Source organism: Neptunicoccus cionae, from assembly GCF_002860325.1.
GTDB classification, from domain to species: domain Bacteria; phylum Pseudomonadota; class Alphaproteobacteria; order Rhodobacterales; family Rhodobacteraceae; genus Amylibacter; species Amylibacter lutimaris.
On record NZ_PKOJ01000002.1, the window covers coordinates 223119 to 242830 of the forward strand.

A 19712-nucleotide genomic window follows, 5' to 3' on the forward strand; every position below is an offset into this window, starting at 1 on the left:
TCGAATAACGAAATGGCACTGCTCTAATCCGCCCCATTAGACAGCGCCGGGATCTTTCAGTGTTTTAAGAGATTTCATGCCTTGCACCTCTTTTCTGTATGGTCCGGCAATTGCTTTGGGCCACCAGCGGTTGATCAGCCAGAGCGTGCGGTTCATGGATGGCGGGTTATGCCCGTTTTTCTTGTCGTCGTAAGTGTCGAACGAAAAGCTGTTGAGATTCTGCTGCGCTACAGCACGGCTCAACGGCAGGACGTGTGAATTATAGTGCAGGGAATCATGTGTGTTTACAACAACCTGTGTCCTGCACCGGTCATAATACCGCCAAAGCGAACCACTGATGGAAAGCCTTTCATAATCGGACTGCTGCAAGCTCTTTGGTTCTTCCAAATAGGTGCGAAGAAAGGTTTCGCGCATATGGGGGTGGTACCGCAGCACATTTGTTTGCGGATTAATCGCAAGCGTACTGTCCACATGGTTGCGCACCGTTGCCATCAGGGCCGCAAAACCGCCTCCTGAACTGCCAAAGGCGCAAACCTCTCCGTCTGTAAGACTGCGTGCCAACCGCAGGGGAACGGAAACAATTTCGTCAAAATCCGCGCCGTTATTGGTCCCGGTGTACCAAGCCAGCTGCAGCTTTCCGCTGCTTTTGATGAGCGGGTCATGGGCGATGACAACGGAATGGGAAAACTTGTGAACCCACTTCCAACGTTGAAAAATCGGCGAAAGCGGGATCATCTTGCCACTGACCGCGCCACAGAAGAAAATGAAAACGCGGGACCGGTCTTCGCCCTTCCAGACGTATTGTCCTTCAACCAGTCCGGCAGTGCCTTCGGGTATTTCCTGAACTGTGCTGTAGACTTTGGCATCTTTTGGGCTGGCAGCCGTTTCGGTGGTCTCGGACATAGATGAAAGGTTCTCTTTGGACTTCGGATTGCGCGTTACGCTAGACTAGTGACCGGAGAGGCTCAACAAGCATCACTGTCGCAAGCGACGATATACATAAATAGGCCCAAGCGAAATTCACTTACTGCCTAAGAAACGATCATGCGAGATTAAGAAGTTGGCTGGGACGGTAGGATTCGAACCTACGATCTGCGCTACCAAAAAGCGTTGCCCTACCACTAGGCCACGTCCCAACTGAGGCTGTATTTAGCGCCACAGCTTTCGGGCTGCAAGGGTAAAATTGAGAAAAATCCGGCTCTTTCAACCAGTTTTTTTTGTGCCCTTGTATAAAGCATCTCTGCAATTTGCAGGTGAAAACCGGATGCCGCATTCTCACAATCCCGTGGCAGACCTATGCAGAGCTTTCCCTCGCGGGCATGCTGGAAACGTCTGCATATTCTGGGGGGAGTAGAAACATGCACAGAGTTTTGTCACTGGTTGCCACGGTTGTACTGGCTGCAACGCCCGTGCTGTCCGACCCGACGTCTTGGAACCGCGAATGGCCTGAAACCGATTTCAGCAAGAAAAATATAGAAAACTGGGGGGAGATCCAGTCCGGTGGACCGCCAAGGGATGGTATTCCCGCCATAAATGCGCCGGAGTTTCACAAAGCTACCTTGGAAACCGAACTTCAACCGAATGAACCTGTAATGACGGTTGCGATTTCAGGAGAAAGCGAAAGGGCCTATCCGATCCGGTATCTTATCTGGCACGAGATTGTGAATGACACCATTGGCGGTGTGCCGGTTGCGGTAACCTTTTGCCCCCTGTGCAATTCCGGCGTGACATTCGACCGGCGGACAAAGCATGGCGTGCTGACCTTCGGGGTTTCGGGCAAGCTGCGCAATTCGGATATGGTGATGTTCGATCGGGAAACCGAAAGCTGGTGGCAGCAGGCCGTTGGTATTGCCATTGTCGGGGATCTGACGGGCACCGAACTTGCGATGATTCCGGGCTGGATGGAAAGTTGGAACCAGTTCAAAACACGCAATCAGGACTCGGGTCTTGTCATGAAAGCGCCCGCGCAACGCCGCCCTTACGGGCGCAATCCTTATCAGGGGTATGACAGTTCCGCCCGCCCGTTCCTGTATAACGGAGAAATGCCACCCCACGGAATTTCCCCTGTGGCGCGGGTGGTACGGGTTGGTGACAGGGCCTGGCCGGTCGCCCGCGTGCGTGAATCAGGTGGCATCAACGAAGCCGGAGTCCGAATTAGCTGGGAATCTGGCCAGGCCTCGGCGCTGGACACCGGAGAGATCGCCCGCGGCAGGGACGTCGGCAGCATCCGTGTACGCGATGCGCAAGGAAGTGACGTGGTGCATGACGTGATGTTTGCCTTCGCTTTCCATGCCTTCTGGCCGAACGGACACTGGATGATCGCGCCTTAGACGGTGGCCGCAAGACAGCCGCCACCGCCTGTATGTGGTGCGCTCAGCTTAAAGCAGATCAAGCGCGAGCTGGCCAAGTGCGACCAGCAGAGCCATCATCACGATGCTCAGGATCCAGGACGCAATGATGTGCGTCCGACTATTGTCTTTCATTAGATTTCTTTCGTCTGTGTGATCAATTTGCGCCGGAGGTTTTATCTGTCCGGCTGCGATCCCCATAAAGGGGCGATTACACAGTAAAGGGCGGCGCGCGGATCGGTGTGCGCAGGTAGAACCGCTTGTCGCGCAAAGCACCATTGCTGCTTGTTACGGCGAGCCGCACGCCCTGCGCAGGGTCCAAAGCTGCCAGCACAACTGCGCCGGACAAGGGATCATCCCCGCCCTGCACCTCATCCCCCGCCAGCGCCAGCACAGCCTGTCTGCTGCCCTGAGAGGCGATGCGGTCAGGCGTATCAATACGCTCTAAAAGTGTTGCGCGAGACGTGTCGTCCCATCCATCACCCGCGCCAAAGCTACCCGCCAGCGCAAACGCCAGCAGCCAAAGGCAAAGAACGCGAAGATAGCGCCTGAGACTGGAACCAAAGGTCATCATGGTATGACTATCGGTCCGCAACAGTGTAGGAACAACTGTGGATTATTGCAGTGCAGTCATGCAGGTTACGCATAACACAAACGCAATGTCCGGTTTGGAACTTGGCCGAGCCGAACGGGATTCGTCATAAAGCAAGGACGCGAAGGCCCGTCCATTTGCACTTCACGGTGCAATAGAGCGCTTTAATGCAAGAAGCGCTGTCCGGTTCGGGGGCATTTTAGCGAATTTCTAAAATTTGATTAATGTAAACTAACAGATGGAGGACGAAATCTTATAAAACCGTTTATTTTTTGAACGGGTACCCGACAACGTTAAATAAACTGATTTGCGGATATGCCAAGACGAAGTTTCTTGCACATTTTGTTAGCAACCAGGCATTTCGTTAAGCTGGCTGACCACCAGGTTCAGACGCCGCTTTTATCAAAAATATTGTTCTCTTGCGTCCAATCCTTGTGACAAAAACTAGCTCCTCAGAGCCATCCGCATTGACTACATATTTCAATCGGTGAACCGAAAAAACTTGACCATCAATTGATACGTCTTTTTCATCATCGGAAAGTTGAACGGAGTCCATTTCAAGGGACAACCGCATGAGAATGGCTTTCAATGACTGTGCTTCAAGAAGACGGACTTCCTTCACGATCTGGGTTATCGAGATGGGCTCAAGGCAGCCTTTCTCACGCTCTTCGTTAATCCGTCGCATTGTTTTGCGGGTGAAATAGAAGCCTAGAGTGGAAGTAATTGCCACGGTGGTTCCTGCCAAGGCCCATCCGACTGGGGTGAGGCCTAGAAAAGTTGCAACAGGTGCGATTCCGAGTGAGCTTGCAACTCCGCCTAGGCCGACCGCAGTCAATGCAGATCCAACTGACAGCGCGGCACTGGAAGTTACTGCTGCTAGGCCGCCAGTAGCTCCGAAGATGCCTGCGGCAGATACAAGACCTAAGCTGCTTAGCAGAGTGCCATTCCCCAGAACAAATGCGCCGATCCAAGTGCTGGACAAAGTACCCGCGATGTATCCAGCAGCACCAGTGGAAGCGATCCATGCTCCGGACGAATGCAGAACTGGGATTGCAATGGCGAACAGAGGCAAAGGCATGGATGAAATCCTGTTTAAAAGTATTAATGGAGAACAGCATGGAAAACTCAAGGACCGTAGTCAAGTATTAGAGTCCAACACAATGCCGACTGAACAGTCAGGATAGAACTAATGTCTTTTGCTCAACGTCAAAAATGGCCACTTTTGGGGAGGAGCAATGCAAAAGCAATCTTTCAATATAGCCATACCGGCGACAACTCCGTCCCGCTGCGCCGACCTACTACGCAGAAGACTCCCGAACATTTCTTCGGAAGCCTCACTTAAACATAGCGCCATGCTCACCGGCAGTCCGGCCCCGCGCTACACTCTCGTTTTAGAAACCGCCTAGCTGACAATATCCATAAATTCGCGCCATTCCCGTGCGCTCATGCCCACATCTGCGGCTTCTACCTTTTCGCCTTTCAGCATCTTGCGCAGTGCCTCGACCGCTGGTTGGGACAGTTGTGCGCCACCCAGACGGTAATCCTCAAAGGCTTTGTAGGCGTAGGGCACCCAATCCGCCACCAGACGGCAGATTTCTTCGGCATAGACGCGGATTTCATACTGGGCGTGGGAATCTGCCCGCAGACGCAGGAAATGGAACAGGTTGTGCAGGTCCACCTTCCAGTACCATTGGGTATAAATATTGGCAGGCAGGTTCATCCGCGCAAGTTCACGGGCCAGCGCGATGCCGTTGCCATCTTCGCCCTCGTCGATCATGGTGGCGTAATGGTCATAGGCCCGAGCACTGTCTGCCTTGAGCATCTCAAGCACCCGCTGCGCATCTTCACCCGTCAGTGTCTCACCGCGCCCCTGATTGTTGATCACGCTCTGTTTGGCGAGGTGTTCTTCTGCAGGAATGTAAAATTCACGGTCCAGAATCGAATATCGGGCGGAATATTCATTCACATTCGCGGTGCGATGGCGGATCCACTGACGCGCCACAAACACCGGCAGTTTGACGTGCAGCTTGATCTCGCACATCTCAAACGGTGTGGAGTGCCAGTGCCGCATCAGATACCGGATCAGACCTTCGTCATTCTGGACCGCTTTCGTGCCCTTACCGTAGGACACGCGCGCCGCCTGTGTAATCGCTGCATCATCGCCCATATAATCAATTACGCGGACAAATCCGTGGTCCAGAACCGGCTGGGCAGTATAAAGATGCTGCTCCATTCCCGGTGCAACAACACGTCGGGTCGGCGCGGATTGCGCCCGTTGCTCGCTGATTTCGGCCTGCTGTTCCGCGGTAATTGGCATCTGCTGTGTTCCTGTGTTCCTGACTCGCTGGCCACTATATCTAGAAGATCCGCTTCAATAAACTCGATATGTGGCGGAATCTGCGGAAAATTCCAAAGTCACGGCCCGCGATAGTTTTGCAACAGGTTCACTGCCTGAGAGTTTGAAAAGATTGACAGAATCCGCAGCTTTCCGGTTAGTGGTGGCAACGAGGCAGTTCAAAAACAAAAAAAAGCAGGAATTGAAAATGAGATTCTCATTGGCAGCAGCAGCGTCCGTGGCTGTGTTCTTATCCGCATGTGGTGGTTCAACTGACAGCGGCTCTGATGATACCGGCGGCACCGACGGAACCGATGGTGGCACCGAAGAAGAAGTTGTCATCGATACCGGACCAGCCCACATCCTGCTGGAAGGTGATAATCAGGCAACGCGTCTGGAATATGACAGCGAAGCGGACCAGATCATCGTTGAGAATATTCCATTCGATGACGAGGTGTTCGAAAGCCGCCTTGACCGCACGGCCAGCCGTGATGAAAGCGCCTATCGCGCCTACTCCAGCAAACGCGGCTTTGACGATTACACCGCCTATACCCGCGAAACCGATAGCGGTGCCGTATCCGTCGTCGTTGTGAACAGCGGCGAATACAAAGGCCACGGTTACAGCGGTGCTGCTTATACACGCACCGGCACCACGACCCTGCCGACAGAAAACCAGCGCGCCTTCTACGAAGGTGAATACCTCGGCACCCGCACAAGCGAGGAGAGCGGCGGTATGGATGTCATTGTTGGCGATGCTGCATTGGAAGCAGATTTTTCCGACGATACCATCCGCGGAAGCATCACCAAGCGCCGCGTGACAGAAGACGGTCTGGGGATGGATGCCGGAACCGATATTACGCTGGCCAATACATCGATCGACCGCAGTTCTGGTGTCTTCAACGGTTCGGTTTCCCAAACCAATGATGAAGTAACCTCCGAAGGTACCTATTCCGGCATTCTTGGCGGTGATACGGCAGATGAAACGGCGGGTTATCTGATCCTGGAGCGGGATGAGACCCGCGAGTTGGGCGTTTTCACGGCTGTCGAACGCTGATTGTAAGGGACCGCGCGGGGGATGCGGCGTTTACTTACCAGACTTGCTACACTTGGAACGGTCAGCCTCGGGTTGGCCGTTTCCGTCGGTTTTGCCGCCCCCCTTTCCATGTCCCCCGAAGAGGCCCGCGCCTTTGCGTGGCGGTCCCTTCAGCAGAACCGCCCCCATATCACCCTGCAAGTCGCATACGCCCTGAACAAGCGTGATCCCGACAGTTTCGAGGCAAACCTGCTGCGCGGCGAAGCCCTGCGCAGCCTGCAACAACCCAAAGCCGCGAAAGGCGCGGCGCTGAAAGCCTGGTCCCTTGCCCAAACGCCCGAACACAGGTTTAACGCCGCCCATCTGGTCGCAAAAAGCTATTTTGCAGACGGGGCCAAGCTGCGCGCGCAATTCTGGCTACGCCGCGCGGCACAAAATGCTCCGGATGCGCAGGCGCGGCGGCTGGCCAAGCGGGATTTCAACTTTGTGCGTCGCAGCAAACCGCTGGCAACGGCACTGTCTTTCTCTGTTTTTCCCTCTTCCAACATCAACAACGGATCGACCAACGATGCACTGGTGATTGGCGGCCTGCCCTTCCGCGTGCCTGCATCAGGCCAGCCCCATTCGGGCACGGGTTTCCGGCTCGGGATGACTACGCGTTATAACAAGGCGCTGAACGATACGACGCTTCTGCGGCTCGGGTTCAGTGCAACCGGCACCACTTACAAACTTTCAAGTGCCTCCAAAGCACTCGGGTCCGGCAAAACCGGATCGGATTTCTCCTATGCGGCCGTAGAGGTTCAGGCCGGAATAACGCTCTATCCCGACAGCGGTCAGACACCGGGTTTCGGCGCGACCCGCTTTGATCTTGCTCTCGGGCGGAGCTGGTACGGCGGCAGCCCCCTGTCCAACTACATTCGGGTCGGAGCCGGTCAGGATTATAACATCTCCAAAACCACAAGACTGCGCGGCTCGCTGGAACTGGAGCGTCAGAACCGACTTGATGCGGCGATCTCCACTGCAAACATTGCCAGCCTCAACGTTGAAATGCAGCACAGGTTCAAAAACCGCGCGCGGGTCGGTTACGGAATTTATGTGCGCGACACGTCCTCCCAATCCAATCTGGTGGAAAGCCGTATTACAGGTGGTCAGGTCACCTATACCCCGCCACCGCTGCCGGTGGATGTGGTTCCGTCCTTCTCTCTTTCGGCAGAGCGCACAGAATACCCGCGCCTGCGTATCGCCGGTGTCGAGCGGGTGGACGAACGGGCCCGCGCTGCGGTATCGCTGCTCTTTCCAAAAGTAAATTATTACGGCTTCGCCCCTACCTTAAATCTCAGCGCGAGTAAGACAAATTCCACCGTTCCGATCTATTCGACCAAGGATTTGCGGATGAACATCGGGTTCAAATCCACTTTCTGACCGACGGATTTGCCGGAAAGCGGAATGCAGGCTAAACTGGCCCCGAACTTTAAAGGGGCGCTGATGGAAACAGTCCGCCACCATTTACACGCGATAACGCTGATCGCCCTGATGTGGCCGGTTGCTTCGATGGCGCAGGCCTGCGGCATCGCGCTGGCTCTGGCGGTGGATGTATCCGGCTCTGTCGATGATCGGGAATATGATCTGCAAATGGGCGGGCTCGCCGCTGCCCTTCGGGACGGACTGGTGGCCGATGCCCTGATTGCCGAAGAAGCCGCCGTGATGGTAGTGCTCTGGTCCGGTAGTTCGCGGCAAACTGTTGTGGTAGACTGGCAGCGGCTGGCCTCCCCGTCCGATGTAGAGCATTTTGCAAGAGCCGTCGAAACAGTCCCCCGCCAGTGGCGCAACTTTTCAACCGGTATCGGTGAGGCGCTTATTTTTACCGCAAACCGCTTTGCCCCGGTCGCGGATTGCACCCGCCGTGTCATTGATGTTTCCGGTGACGGAACGTCGAACGAAGGCGCGCCCCCTGAAGAAATCAAGGAAATCCTTGCCGCGGCAGGCTACGTGATTAACGGCCTTTCCATCGAAGGGGAGACAGCGCAGCTTACAGAATACTACCGCAAGAACGTCATCGCTGGCCCGAACGCCTTCGTCCTGCCCGCCTTCGGCTTTTCCGATTATCCCGAAAAAATCCGCCGCAAGCTAATCCGCGAAGTTAACAAACAGCTCGCCCGAGGGTCTGAAACCAGAGAAGACGGATAATCCGCCTTCAATGTTCGCTAAATACTCCAAAGCCGCTCTCAGGTGTCAGTGCGTTCCGGTTTCTTTCTCACCGTTCGGAAAAAACAACTGCTGTCCGTCCCGTGTGTAAGCCCCGATCAGCGACTGGCCTTCCTTTGAGAGCATCCAGCCGATGAACTGTTGTGCTCCATTTGCATTCACATGCGGATGGCGTTCAGGATTAACTGCAATGATGCCGTATTGATTAAATAACGACGCGTCTCCCGCAAAGAGGATCTCGTGTTGATCCTTTCCGGCGAAGGCGATCCATGTTGCGCGATCTGTAAGGGTATATCCCTCTGATTCCACCGCAATGCGCAGGGTCGCCCCCATGCCTGCCCCAGTTTCACGGTACCATTGCCCCGTTTCAGTTTCCACATCCACACCAGCACCGGCCCAAAGGCTGCGTTCTTTTTTGTGGGTGCCACTGTCATCCCCACGGGAAAAGAACGGCGTGCCACTGCCGGCAATTTGCACAAGCACTTCGGTCAGGGTCTTGGCAGAGCGCAACGCATCTGGGTCGGACGCAGGCCCCACCAATACGAAATCGTTGTACATCAAATCAAAGCGTTGCACCCCGTAGCCTTCCGCCACAAAAGCCTCTTCCGCAGCTTTGGCATGGACCAGCAACACATCTGCATCGCCGTTCCTTGCATTTTTGATCGCCTGACCGGTACCGACCGAAACGACATCCACCCGCAATCCGGTTTCTGCTTCGAACAAGGGCAGCAGATAAGCATAAAGCCCCGAATTTTCCGTCGATGTGGTCGATTGCACCAAAACCCGCGCCGGGTCGGCCAGAACGAGGTTGCCAGCAAGGGCAAAGGCCGCAAGACTGCCAAGAAATTTGGAAATACGCATGGTGTGCCTCCGCTCTAGAATCCATTGTGCTAAACTTAGCATAATGGTCAAGCGGTAGCCCCTACGCGGTCCACACGCAAGCCAGAAGACAAATGAGCATCAAGAAAAACAACCGCCGCGCCGAACGTATTGCAAACACGCCCCAGTTAAGGGCCAAGGTTCTTGTACGCAACGACATGATCGGCGCAGGCAAGATCGAACTGCTGCGCCGCATTGCAGAAACAGGCTCGATCAGCGCTGCCGCCAAAGAAATGGGGCTCGGCTATCGCCGTGCTCTGTTCCTGATCGAAACCACCCAACGGATGTTCGACAGCCCGCTTTTGATCACCGAACGGGGCGGCAACAAAAGTGGCAGCAGGCTCACCGCGCTCGGGACCGCACTGGTGAAGCGACACGCGGCCTTTGAAACCGCCATGAACCGGAGCGCGGCAGATTTCCTTGACTGGCTTGAAGAACACCAGAACCGCGCCCCTTTGCCCGAAGCATCCGGTGAAACCTCTTGAAACACCACCAGAGCCGCCCTATATCAGGGATGTTCCGCTTGCGGGACTATGGTGATAAACGCGCATGTAATAAACGGATCGGACCCGGGGGCGGTACCCGGCGACTCCACCAAAACACCTGTCTTTGCAGGGGGTACGGGGTCGAAACAGGATCGACGGACGTCTAAAGATGTTAGCTTTTACTCGGTGAGTTACCACCGTTATCGGTACATTTAAGCTAGTTGCAAATGACAACAGAGCTCCAGTTGCCCTCGCTGCGTAAGCAGTGCGGAATACTGAAAACTTAGTCCTAGGCTTTGCAGCCTAGGCGGGGTCCGCAGGCACCTGGCAACAGAAGCCTGCACTTTACCCCCACGCAAAGTGTTCTCTTCTGCGGCAACAGAACAGTTTTTTCGCACGCGGGTGCATTTCTTCACCAAGTTGGACTTTCCATAGTGGCTGAACCAGCTATTGTAAGGAAAAGACCCTAAAAACCGCTTGGCAGACCTAATGACAGATACCATTCCATACGGCCAGTTGATGCACCGCGCCATGCGGGGCCTGATGCGAGAGTTGTTGATCGACATTTCCAAAGCTGGGCACCTCCCCGGGGAGCACCATTTCTTCATCACTTTTGATACAAACCACCCCGGTGTCGACATCGCGGACTGGCTGCGTGAACGCTATCCTGAAGACATGACCGTGGTTATGCAGCACTGGTTTGACAATCTCGTAGTGAGTGACGACCGTTTTGCCGTGACGCTGAATTTCGGTGACCAGCCCGAACCACTTGTTATTCCATTTGACGCGATCCGCACTTTTGTGGACCCGTCGGTTGAATTCGGCCTGCGCTTTGAAACCCATGAGGATGACGAAGAAGACGAATTCGACGATGTGCCCGAAAGCCCGATGATCGTTATTGAGGAAGACGAGGACGACACTGATGAACCGCCAAAAGGCGAAGCTGAAATCGTGTCACTCGACAGTTTCCGAAAACAGTAACGCTAACTTCTTTTAAGTCATAAAGGGGCCACTTGGCCCCTTTTTTGTGCAATTCTCTCAATGTTCCAACCGGCAGAAACAGGACGCACGGATCGGGCGGTCTGCGCGGGCGTTTGCGATGTCGAGCCGCTGCTTGATCAAACGGGCCTCGGCCACTTGTCCGGTTTTCATCAGACATTCATGCAACCCGTGCAGCGCCCAGACGTTGTCGGGGTTCTGGCAGGCCCGCGCGAGTTTGCCATCCAGCCCCAGATCGGCGCGATAGACGGCTTCGGCTTCTTCTACCCTACCCTGCTCCAGCAGCAGCGCCCCGAGCGCATGGCGACTGGGCTGCATCCATCCCCACGGTTCTTCATACGGCAGATTGTCATCCAGCTCAACCGAGCGGCGCAAATGGGCAAAGGCCGTATCATACTCCCCTTTCCGGTAGGCCAGCTCCCCTTCCAGCATTTCAGTGCCGATGTTCAGAATGTCCGAACACAGGTTGTTAAACAGCACCCGCGTTTCCGGCACGGCGGCTTTGGCCGGATAAAACGCCGCGCGGTGCTGTTCTGCGCCCGCCACATCGCCACTAGCAGCACAGGCCACCGCTTTGGCATAGGCCGAAACCGCATGTGTGAAGGCAAAAAGTTCTGCATCTTCGGGCGGGTTATAGGCTTTGATCGCATCCCACTGGCCAAAGCGGATCAGCGCATGCAAGCGCATCGGGAAATAGCTCTCTATCCAGTCCGCCGCCGGTTCGATGACTTCAGGTGTCAGCAGGTTTTCCAAATGGTCCGCTGCTTCCAGTGCAGGGCCGATCTGGCCGAGAAACATGGCACCATAAAGCTGGAAGTGCAGATTGTGACACATATACGTGGTGTAGAAGGTAAACGGCCCGTGTTCCGCCAGATACTTCTGATCCGCCTGCCACGCCCGCCGGTTGCGCGCCACAACATTGCTGTATTCCCCGCAAAGCACATCAATATGGGTTGCCATATGTTGAAGGTGCCCAGCATCCGGAACGAGGCCGGTAAGAGCATCCCCCGCTTTGAGAGCCTTCTCGGGGTGGGGGGACATTTCCATGAGGTGAATGTACATATGCAAAAGCCCCGGATGAACCATGGCCGCAGGATCATTGGCAAAGGCGGTTTCCATTAAGGTCATGGCTTCCGCCGTGCTGGCGTTCTCTGCGGGAGCACCTGTTTGCAAATTCCAGAGCATCCAAGGGGTACGCCCCATCAAGGCCTCGGCCGTGAGGGCGCAAATATCAAGATCCGTCGGAAACTGCTGGTAAACCCCGCGCATGGCCTCTGCGTAGGCTTCTGTATAGGGTTGGAAATCCTCTATCTCGGCCTGTTCGATATTGCGTGCCGCCAGTGCGCGCACCAAGGCTTGTTCTTCAGGTGTCGCCTTCTCTACCCCGGCTAAAGCAGCCGCATAATGCCGGTTGAACATTTCGACCGCATTTTGTTTTTCCGTGTAGGGATAATCCGGCCAAGTATAATTATAGTTCGGTCCGATTGCATAGCAGATGCCCCAATGGGCCATAATGCAATCCGGATCGGACTCCAGCGCCTTTTGAAAACAGGCAATCGCTTCGTTGTGGTTAAACCCGTAGGTCCAGTTCAGTCCCCGATCGAACCAGAGCTGCGCCTGATCGGAAGATGTTGTGATGGCGCGACTATGTGCGCCCAGATCGTAATAGCTGTTCATCGCTGCACATTGGTATGACTTTTGGACGTTGGCAAGAACCATCCCGCCCAGTATATGGAAGCGAGTTTTTTCACACAGGAGCGCATCATGAGCGACACCCGCACAGAAACAGACAGTTTTGGCCCGTTGGAAGTTCCTTCCGACAAATACTGGGGCGCACAGACCCAGCGCAGCCTGAAGAACTTCCCGATTGGCTGGGAAAAACAGCCGGTTGCTGTGGTTCGTGCCCTTGGTGTGATCAAGAAAGCCTGTGCGCAGGCGAACAAGGAACTGGGCAAGATTCCCGCCGAACTGGCCGACGCGATGATCGAAGCCGCCGGTGAAGTGGTAGAAGGCAAGCTCGATGATCACTTCCCGCTGGTGGTCTGGCAGACAGGTTCAGGCACACAGTCCAACATGAACGCAAACGAAGTTGTTTCTAACCGTGCGATCGAAATTCTGGGCGGTGAGCTGGGCAGCAAGACACCCGTCCACCCCAACGACCACTGCAACATGGGGCAGTCATCCAACGACACTTTCCCGACTGCCATGCACATCTCTGCTGCGATGACAGCCCATGACGTGCTGATCCCCGGTCTGGAGAAGCTGCACGCCGCTCTGGCTGCAAAATCCGAAGCCTTCAAGGACATCATCAAGATCGGCCGCACCCACACGCAGGATGCAACGCCCCTGACTCTGGGACAGGAATTCGGCGGCTATGCCTATCAGGTGGAACAGGGCATCAAACGGGTAAAGCACGCGCTGGAAAACATCTATCCGCTGGCCCAAGGCGGCACCGCCGTGGGCACCGGACTGAACACGCCCAAAGGCTGGGGTGAGATGGTTGCCAAAAATATGGCCGAGATCACAGGTCTGCCTTTTGTCACCGCCCCGAACAAATTCGAAGCGCTCGCCGCCCATGACGCCCATGTGGAAATGTCCGGTGCGCTGAAGGTTGTTGCGGCCTCTCTGTTCAAGATTGCCAACGACATCCGTTTGCTTGGTTCCGGCCCCCGCTGTGGTCTGGGCGAGCTGATGCTGCCCGAAAACGAGCCGGGTTCGAGCATCATGCCCGGCAAGGTGAACCCTACCCAGTGCGAAGCCCTGACACAGGTTTGCGCCCACGTCTTCGGGAATGACGCAGCCGTCGGCTTTGCCGGCTCCCAAGGCCACTTTGAACTGAACGTCTACAAGCCGATGATGGCCTATAACGTTTTGCAATCCATGCAGCTTCTGGGCGATGCAGCCGTGGCCTTCACCGACAACTGTGTCGACGGTATCGAAGCGGACGAAGAGCGGATTTCAAACCTGATGTGGGAAAGCCTGATGCTGGTTACTGCACTGGCACCTGAGATCGGGTATGACAACGCGACAACCGTTGCCAAAACTGCGCACAAGAACCGCACGACACTGAAGGAAGAGGCTGTGAAGCTCGGCTTTGTGACCGCAGAACGCTTTGACGAAGTGGTCCAACCTGCGGATATGATCGGCCCCAAGTAAGGCTGATCACTCCGCGAACATCAGGAGCCGCCCTGCCCCGTGCAGTGGCGGCTCTTTTAATAAAAACCGAATTACTATCAATTTGCGCATTAACGCGATCCACAGCAAAACTCTGTTACGACCAAGGTGAGAAACAGTCAGAACAGGGTGAGCGATGAAATTTCCTTATAGTTTAGCATCAAAATACACGGGCCGGACTGCCAGTGGAAAACACCCGGACGACAGCAGTGAAGCGCAGGACTTTCCAAATACAGACAGCGAGCGATCCGCTCCTTCCTGTGCCGACTGGTTAGGGACAGGTGTATTACGGGACGAATTCGCTATCAAAAGTGCGGCCTTTGCGTATCGGGCAGCCCACAGGCATAAGGCAATCGCCTACGGGATAGCCGCCTCCGGATAGACTGTCCGCAGCACAGCCACCCATGGTGGAGCCGCCCGTTCCAGATGCAAGGAATGCCCTCAGGTCAATGGCATTTATGCCGATTCAAGTAATGTTAACGGACCCTTGGCGGTTTAATTCTTGTGCAACCCCAGCAGTTGCATTAAGGTTTTTAGAACAACCCAAGCTTCCGCAAGAGAAGCGTTAAGGGAAGAGGCGGGCAGCAGATTACATCACCAGCATAAGGTGGGAGTCTATCTGCCCAAGGGTATCGGGCAGGTAAATTGGCATATTTTACCTTTTTTGAGGTTAACGGCGATCCGTTAAACAGCAGCAGTCTGCGGCTGAAAAAGAGCGGAACAGCTGTTGTTGAAGACAACGACGGATTCCTACAGTCCGGCGCTGACGATACCGGTGTGCAATTTTCCATCGACGGTGAAGATTTCACGTCTTCCGCTTGGCCAGACTATTCTTCTACCGGCGACAACGTCGAAATTTTCTCGGCCTATATCAGGGTCAACGGTTCATACGAGCCAGTCACCTTTGCTTATCTGACCGCAAAAAACGACGGGGTTGACGATAATGTGGATCGCGTCGTCCAACTGTCCGGTCCCGAGTTCACGAAGAATACGTGGCTCTACAACGTCTCGCTTTATAACGGCAACACCGACGTTCCCTATAGCTCCATTCCGTCCATCATCTGCTTCACGCCGGGGGCATTGATTACCACCCCGCGCGGGCAGGTTCAGGTACAGGATCTTCAGGTGGGCGATCTGGTAATCACAGCCGACAACGGTTTGCAGGCCATCCGCTGGATCGGCCGTAAAAGAATGACCGGCGCACGTTTGCAAGCCTACCCCGAACTGCGCCCGATCCGCATCCGGAAAGACGCCTTCGGCCCGGGCCAGCCGACACGGGATTTGTGGGTATCGCCGCAACACCGGATGCTTGTGCGTTCCGAACGGGCTACGCTTGATTTTGGCGAAACCGAAATGCTGCTGCCCGCTAAAGGTTTGCTGAACGACAGCTCCATAACGGTGGACTACGGCATGCGCGAGACGGACTACATCCATATCCTGTTTGACCGCCATGAAGTCATTTTTGCCAATGGAACACCAAGCGAAAGCTTCCATCCGGGCCACCACGCGATTGATACAATCGACGATGAAGCCCGCACTGAACTCTTTGAAATCTTTCCCGAACTGGAGACCACTCCTACAGATTACGGCCCCACAGCGCGGCTTAGTCTGAAGGTACAGGAAACCCGTGCGTTTATGCGCCGCAGCGGTGGCGGCCTAGCCGCCACTGACGGTGAATTACTTAACGACTCCAATCAGTTCGCTATGTGACCAGAAAGACTCTATCCGGTGAAAACACATGCGATAAGGAATTTACAGAATTGAACACTTCCCTGCCTTGGCGCAGGATGGGTTCATAAAACGATCCGGCAAAAGCTGGGCAGACATGAGGCAGGCGATAACGTCCCCGCGACGAGGCGGGGACGGCATCCCGAACAGACAGGTGTGATGTGAACATCACGTTTTACGAAACTCTGGGTCGCCCCGGGGCGGACCTTGATTGCACAATCTTGAAACAAGGCACCGGACACCTTTCCGTTGCCTCCGATACTTTTTTGAATTCCGTTGCTCCGCAAGCTGGTTGCCAGATCGAAGGTGTGGACTACCGCATTTGTGGCGCGGATCAGGGTTTCGTCTGGGGCGGCACCGTCAATCCGGACCGCCGTGACCAGCGACGGGTGGAATTTGCTGAACTCCGACGGCAGGATGGCAAGCCCAGCCCGCCCCGCATAATACTGACCAAAGGCTACGTCGCACGGGGCGAGGCGATTTGCGAGATATCAAAGAGCAGTGAAACAGCTGCTTTTGCGGCAGACGGTATGGTCTGCTTTACACAGGGCTGCCGGATACTGACAGCCTTTGGCGATCTCCCGATAGAACACCTGCAAGTCGGGGATCTGGTCCACACCGTGGACAACGGTTTGCAACCGGTTCGCTGGATCGGGTCGCGTGACGTTTCCCGCGCGCGCATCGACGCTGCACCGCACCTCTGCCCCGTACTGATCCGCCGCGACGCCTTTGGGCCGGGTTTGCCGTCAAATGACATCCGCGTATCCCAGAAGCACCGGATGGTGCTGGAAACACCCGAAATCACCAAAGTTTTCGGATCGGGAGGCATCCTTGCCCCCGCTTCGGTTCTGGCAAGCGACAGCACGATCCTGCTGGACCCTGCCCCGAAGGACACCCGCTACATTCATCTGTTGTTTGACGAGCACCAAATCGTTTTCGCCGATGGCATTCCCGCAGAGAGCTTCTATCCCTGCCCCAACGGCTTGATGTCCCTGACACCGGAAGGACGGGCCGGAATCTTCGAGATCATGCCGGAACTTTCAGAGCATCCGCTGCTTTATGGTCCAAGCGCACGGCCCCTGTTGCCAAGCAGGCTCAAACAGATCCTTGCTGCGTGATGGCGTATGACCGCCCGCGCAAACACTCCCTGTCATTGAAAGGTCACCGCACCAGCGTTTCGCTGGAGCAGGAGTTCTGGGACGGGTTTCGTGCCATTGCACAGTCAGAGGGCGTTGCGCTCAACGCGCTGGCGGCGCGGATTGATGCCGAGCGGGGGATAGACTGCGGTCTGGCTTCAGCTATCCGCCTGTTTGTGTTCCGCTGGTACCGGGATCACGGCGCGTTAGACTAAGGTGAATGCCGTCCTGCGCGCGAACGGTCAGATGAGCGGCAGGCACGGGAATTTTGCCCGCGACAGGATCGAACCGGAAAGATTTGACCAGCATCGCCAGCAGTAACACCCCTTCGACCATAGCAAACCCAGCACCGGTACAGACCCGAGGCCCCGATGAAAACGGGATGTATGCCTCGCGCGCAGGGGTTTTGGTTTCCGGCCTATCCCAACGGTCCGGATCGAACACATCCGGCTTGTCCCAGAACCGCTGATGGCGGCCCAGATGCCACGGGGAAATCACGATCTGGCTGCCAACCTTGATACTGCGCTTGCGAAAGGTCTCTGGTCTTAGGTTCTCTCGCACCATCATGGGCACAGGGGGATAAAGCCGCAGCGCTTCGCGGAAGACGTTGCGGGTGAAGGGCATTTTTGACAGGTTCTTGAAGGTGAAATCACCCTCTGCACTGGCCGCTCTGGCCTCGGCTGCGACGCGATCTTGGGCATCTGCGTCCATTGCCAGCAGGTAAAGCGTCCACGCCAGCGCCGAGGCGGAGGTTTCATGCCCTGCGAGAAAGAAGATCGCCACCTGATCCACCATTTCCGCGCCGCTGAATTTCTCGCCCGTCAGGGGGTCGGCGGTGGTCATGATCTTGGTGGCCAGATCTTCAGGAGCCGTGCCAGCGGCAATCTGGGCTGTGCGCTCGTCCGTGAGCTTGGTCAGCAGAGCGCGGATCTTTGCGCTGGTTTCCTTGGTGCTGCTGCGCTGGAAAGCGGGCATCCAGCGAGGCATCTTAAAAAAGCTCGCCACATTCATCAGGGGCTGGGTGCGTTGATAATCGCGGAAGTTTTCAAACACACTGCTGGCGTCATCGTCGGTGATCGGGATGGAAAACAGGGTGCGGAATATAACATCGGCCGCCAGCTTGGAAGTCTGCGCTTCAACCTCTACCGGAGCACCAGTTGCAAGCGGCGTCAGACGCGCCACCGCGTCATGGCCCGCATCCCGCATCGAAGGGAACACATCGCGAAGCCGCCCCCCTTCGAAAGCAGGGTCGATGATACGCCGTTGACGCTTCCACTTCTCTCCGTTCGAGACAAAAACCCCATCCCCCAAAAGCGAGTAAAGCGCACCGCGAATGATCTCCGATTTCGGGAAATCGTCGGGACGTTCGTTCAGCACGGTTTTCACCAGTTCCGGCTGGTTCACGAAATAGCTGCGAAAGAATGGCATGCGAAATTCTGCCATCCATGCACGGTAGAGCCGTTCGGGCTGGCTGGCGAAAATATCTTTCCGGAACAGTTGGATATGCTGCCAAAGCGAGACTTTTTCGGGCCGCGATGCGGGTTTCGGGGGGGTGTAATCGGTCATGTAGACTGGCTTGTGTGGGGGTTCACGGCACGGGCAATGCGCGAGGGCGAATGACTGCGATGGGCAAAACGGTCCCCCAGAAACTGCGGTCCTGCGGTGATTTTGAAATAGTCGTAATCTTTGGGCAGATCGAAGGCACAGAGATACTGGAAGTGAAGGCGGAAAAAACGGCGGTGGAGCTCTTTTCGTTTGGCCTCTGACAGGGTTTGCGTGAAGGCCGCTGAAAGGACCAAAGGGTGCAACTGGCCGGTTTCAGGGGCCACGCCTGACACGGCCACCGGATCGCAGAGCGCAAAGGTCGCCCCGTCACCGGGGGCAGAGACATCCACCCATGACAGGCGGTTTTGCTGGCAGAGGTAATTCAGATCGGCCCGTAACCGCGATGCGTTTCGCAGGAAGCTGACCATCGGGATCACCTGCCCCAATGTCAGCAAGCCGAGGCACGGACCATTGGCAGGCACCCTGCCCTGACGCAGCAGATCCGCAAGGATGCTGACCGCAAGGTGCGCACCGGAGGAATGGCCGACCACGAGGACTTCATCCACGTCAGACCGCATAGCCTGTGCAATCCGGTCGGTAAATTCGGCCATCCGCGCCTCTAGCTCTGGCGGGTTTTCCCCTTTATAGCGGGCGGAGTAGCCGTAATCGTGCATCAGGTAATAGGCGAAAAGCTTCGCATCCTTACGTTTGAACCAGACCAGAACACCACAAACGATCGCCGCGCCCAGCACCACGCCAGCCCCCCAATGCAGATAAAGCGCTGACAGGTAAAAGGCCGCGCCCCCCAGAGCCAGCGCCAGCAGCAGTTGCACCAACAGCATCGCCACAGGGTACAGCGCGGCCAAAACGGGACCGATCCGCAGTTTCATAAGACCAAACAAGGCACCGGAGCCGATATACTCCCATGCAGTTGACAGCAGCAGCAGATAGGTTCGGGGAATATTCTGGTCCATCGAGCTTTGGACGATGTCCGCCCAGAAAAGAATCTCCGCTTGTGTTTCCGTTTTCTGCCCGTCGATTTCTGCGCTGATCCCCCAGCCGAAATTCTTGGCTCCCTTGGACTTGGGCTTCATTTCAAGGGAATAGCCGGATATTGCTGCCTGCTCTGCGCCTTCCTTGCGGTAAAGCTCGCGATAGCGGCGAGGCGGCACGGGATCGTAGCCGGGGATATAGAATAACTGGCGTGTCCGGACGCTGTGCTGTGCCTCTTCGGGCATTTTGAAAACCTGATA

At 55.8% G+C, this 19712-nt stretch carries 18 protein-coding genes, 1 tRNA gene and 1 other RNA gene; 11 read left to right on the forward strand and 9 right to left on the reverse strand.

Going from position 1 to position 19712, the window contains the following annotated elements; all coding sequences use genetic code 11:
* Positions 1-36 precede the first annotated feature (36 nt).
* Both C0U40_RS06960 and C0U40_RS06965 read right to left on the reverse strand, forming a co-directional pair.
* Positions 37-903, reverse strand: coding sequence for a hypothetical protein (locus C0U40_RS06960; RefSeq protein ID WP_101655046.1), 867 nt, complete (start codon positions 901-903; stop codon positions 37-39).
* 158 nt (positions 904-1061) lie between these two features.
* Positions 1062-1136: transfer RNA gene (locus tag C0U40_RS06965), tRNA-Gln, on the reverse strand.
* Between the two features lie 222 nt (positions 1137-1358).
* On the opposite strand from C0U40_RS06965, the gene C0U40_RS06970 reads away from it, so the two are divergent.
* The gene (locus C0U40_RS06970; protein ID WP_101655047.1) at positions 1359-2330 is read left to right on the forward strand and encodes a DUF3179 domain-containing protein; all 972 of its coding nucleotides are present in this window, start codon (positions 1359-1361) and stop codon (positions 2328-2330) included.
* Positions 2331-2559: 229 nt separating this feature from the next.
* Here the strand turns inward: C0U40_RS06970 and C0U40_RS06975 are convergent, their stop codons facing one another.
* The 3 genes from C0U40_RS06975 to thyX form a co-directional block, all read right to left on the reverse strand.
* Positions 2560-2922 carry a hypothetical protein gene (locus tag C0U40_RS06975; RefSeq protein ID WP_101655048.1) on the reverse strand — a complete coding sequence of 121 codons (363 nt, stop codon included), beginning with the start codon at positions 2920-2922 and terminating at the stop codon, positions 2560-2562.
* A gap of 382 nt (positions 2923-3304) precedes the next feature.
* A complete protein-coding gene (locus C0U40_RS06980) occupies positions 3305-4018 on the reverse strand; it encodes a hypothetical protein (RefSeq protein WP_101655049.1) in 714 nt (237 codons plus the stop codon).
* Between the two features lie 324 nt (positions 4019-4342).
* Positions 4343-5257, reverse strand: a complete 915-nt coding sequence (gene thyX / locus C0U40_RS06985) for an FAD-dependent thymidylate synthase (protein WP_101655050.1) — start codon at positions 5255-5257, stop codon at positions 4343-4345.
* A 226-nt stretch (positions 5258-5483) separates the two neighbouring features.
* Between thyX and C0U40_RS06990 the strand changes: the two genes are divergently transcribed.
* From C0U40_RS06990 to C0U40_RS07000, 3 genes are read left to right on the forward strand one after another with little or no spacing between them, the layout of a single operon-like run.
* Positions 5484-6329 carry a hypothetical protein gene (locus C0U40_RS06990; RefSeq protein WP_145991904.1) on the forward strand — a complete coding sequence of 282 codons (846 nt, stop codon included), beginning with the start codon at positions 5484-5486 and terminating at the stop codon, positions 6327-6329.
* A gap of 21 nt (positions 6330-6350) precedes the next feature.
* Positions 6351-7730 (forward strand): surface lipoprotein assembly modifier, encoded by a 1380-nt coding sequence (locus C0U40_RS06995; protein ID WP_101655052.1) that lies wholly within the window; start codon positions 6351-6353, stop codon positions 7728-7730.
* Between the two features lie 24 nt (positions 7731-7754).
* Positions 7755-8495 (forward strand): DUF1194 domain-containing protein, encoded by a 741-nt coding sequence (locus C0U40_RS07000; RefSeq protein WP_286134829.1) that lies wholly within the window; start codon positions 7755-7757, stop codon positions 8493-8495.
* A 45-nt stretch (positions 8496-8540) separates the two neighbouring features.
* On the opposite strand, the gene C0U40_RS07005 is transcribed toward C0U40_RS07000, so the two are convergent.
* On the reverse strand, positions 8541-9374 hold the full coding sequence (locus C0U40_RS07005) for a substrate-binding domain-containing protein (RefSeq protein ID WP_101655053.1): 834 nt from the start codon (positions 9372-9374) through the stop codon (positions 8541-8543).
* Positions 9375-9466: 92 nt separating this feature from the next.
* Between C0U40_RS07005 and C0U40_RS07010 the strand changes: the two genes are divergently transcribed.
* From C0U40_RS07010 to C0U40_RS07020, 3 genes are all read left to right on the forward strand, one after another.
* Entirely contained in the window at positions 9467-9877 is a 411-nt protein-coding gene (locus C0U40_RS07010; RefSeq protein WP_180957646.1) for a winged helix-turn-helix domain-containing protein, read from the forward strand.
* Positions 9870-10222: a transfer-messenger RNA gene (ssrA, locus tag C0U40_RS07015) on the forward strand. Before C0U40_RS07010 ends, ssrA begins: the two co-directional genes overlap by 8 nt.
* Positions 10223-10366: 144 nt before the next feature.
* The gene (locus C0U40_RS07020; RefSeq protein ID WP_101655054.1) at positions 10367-10858 is read left to right on the forward strand and encodes an SspB family protein; all 492 of its coding nucleotides are present in this window, start codon (positions 10367-10369) and stop codon (positions 10856-10858) included.
* A 57-nt stretch (positions 10859-10915) separates the two neighbouring features.
* Here C0U40_RS07020 and C0U40_RS07025 read toward each other — a convergent pair whose 3' ends face one another.
* Entirely contained in the window at positions 10916-12553 is a 1638-nt protein-coding gene (locus C0U40_RS07025; RefSeq protein ID WP_101655417.1) for a tetratricopeptide repeat protein, read from the reverse strand.
* A gap of 87 nt (positions 12554-12640) precedes the next feature.
* Here C0U40_RS07025 and fumC point away from each other — a divergent pair, with 87 nt between their 5' ends.
* From fumC to C0U40_RS07045, 4 genes are all read left to right on the forward strand, one after another.
* Complete coding sequence (gene fumC / locus C0U40_RS07030) at positions 12641-14032, forward strand: class II fumarate hydratase (RefSeq protein ID WP_101655055.1); 1392 nt, start codon at positions 12641-12643, stop codon at positions 14030-14032.
* Positions 14033-14695: 663 nt separating this feature from the next.
* Positions 14696-15760, forward strand: coding sequence for a Hint domain-containing protein (locus C0U40_RS07035; protein ID WP_101655056.1), 1065 nt, complete (start codon positions 14696-14698; stop codon positions 15758-15760).
* Between the two features lie 179 nt (positions 15761-15939).
* Positions 15940-16896, forward strand: a complete 957-nt coding sequence (locus tag C0U40_RS07040; protein ID WP_101655057.1) for a Hint domain-containing protein — start codon at positions 15940-15942, stop codon at positions 16894-16896.
* Positions 16896-17129 (forward strand): ribbon-helix-helix domain-containing protein, encoded by a 234-nt coding sequence (locus tag C0U40_RS07045; protein WP_101655058.1) that lies wholly within the window; start codon positions 16896-16898, stop codon positions 17127-17129. Before C0U40_RS07040 ends, C0U40_RS07045 begins: the two co-directional genes overlap by 1 nt.
* Here the strand turns inward: C0U40_RS07045 and C0U40_RS07050 are convergent.
* Complete coding sequence (locus C0U40_RS07050; protein WP_101655059.1) at positions 17077-18480, reverse strand: cytochrome P450; 1404 nt, start codon at positions 18478-18480, stop codon at positions 17077-17079. The genes C0U40_RS07045 and C0U40_RS07050 overlap by 53 nt on opposite strands.
* Complete coding sequence (locus C0U40_RS07055; protein ID WP_101655060.1) at positions 18477-19697, reverse strand: hypothetical protein; 1221 nt, start codon at positions 19695-19697, stop codon at positions 18477-18479. The genes C0U40_RS07050 and C0U40_RS07055 overlap by 4 nt, the downstream gene beginning before the upstream one ends.
* Positions 19698-19712: the final 15 nt, after the last annotated feature.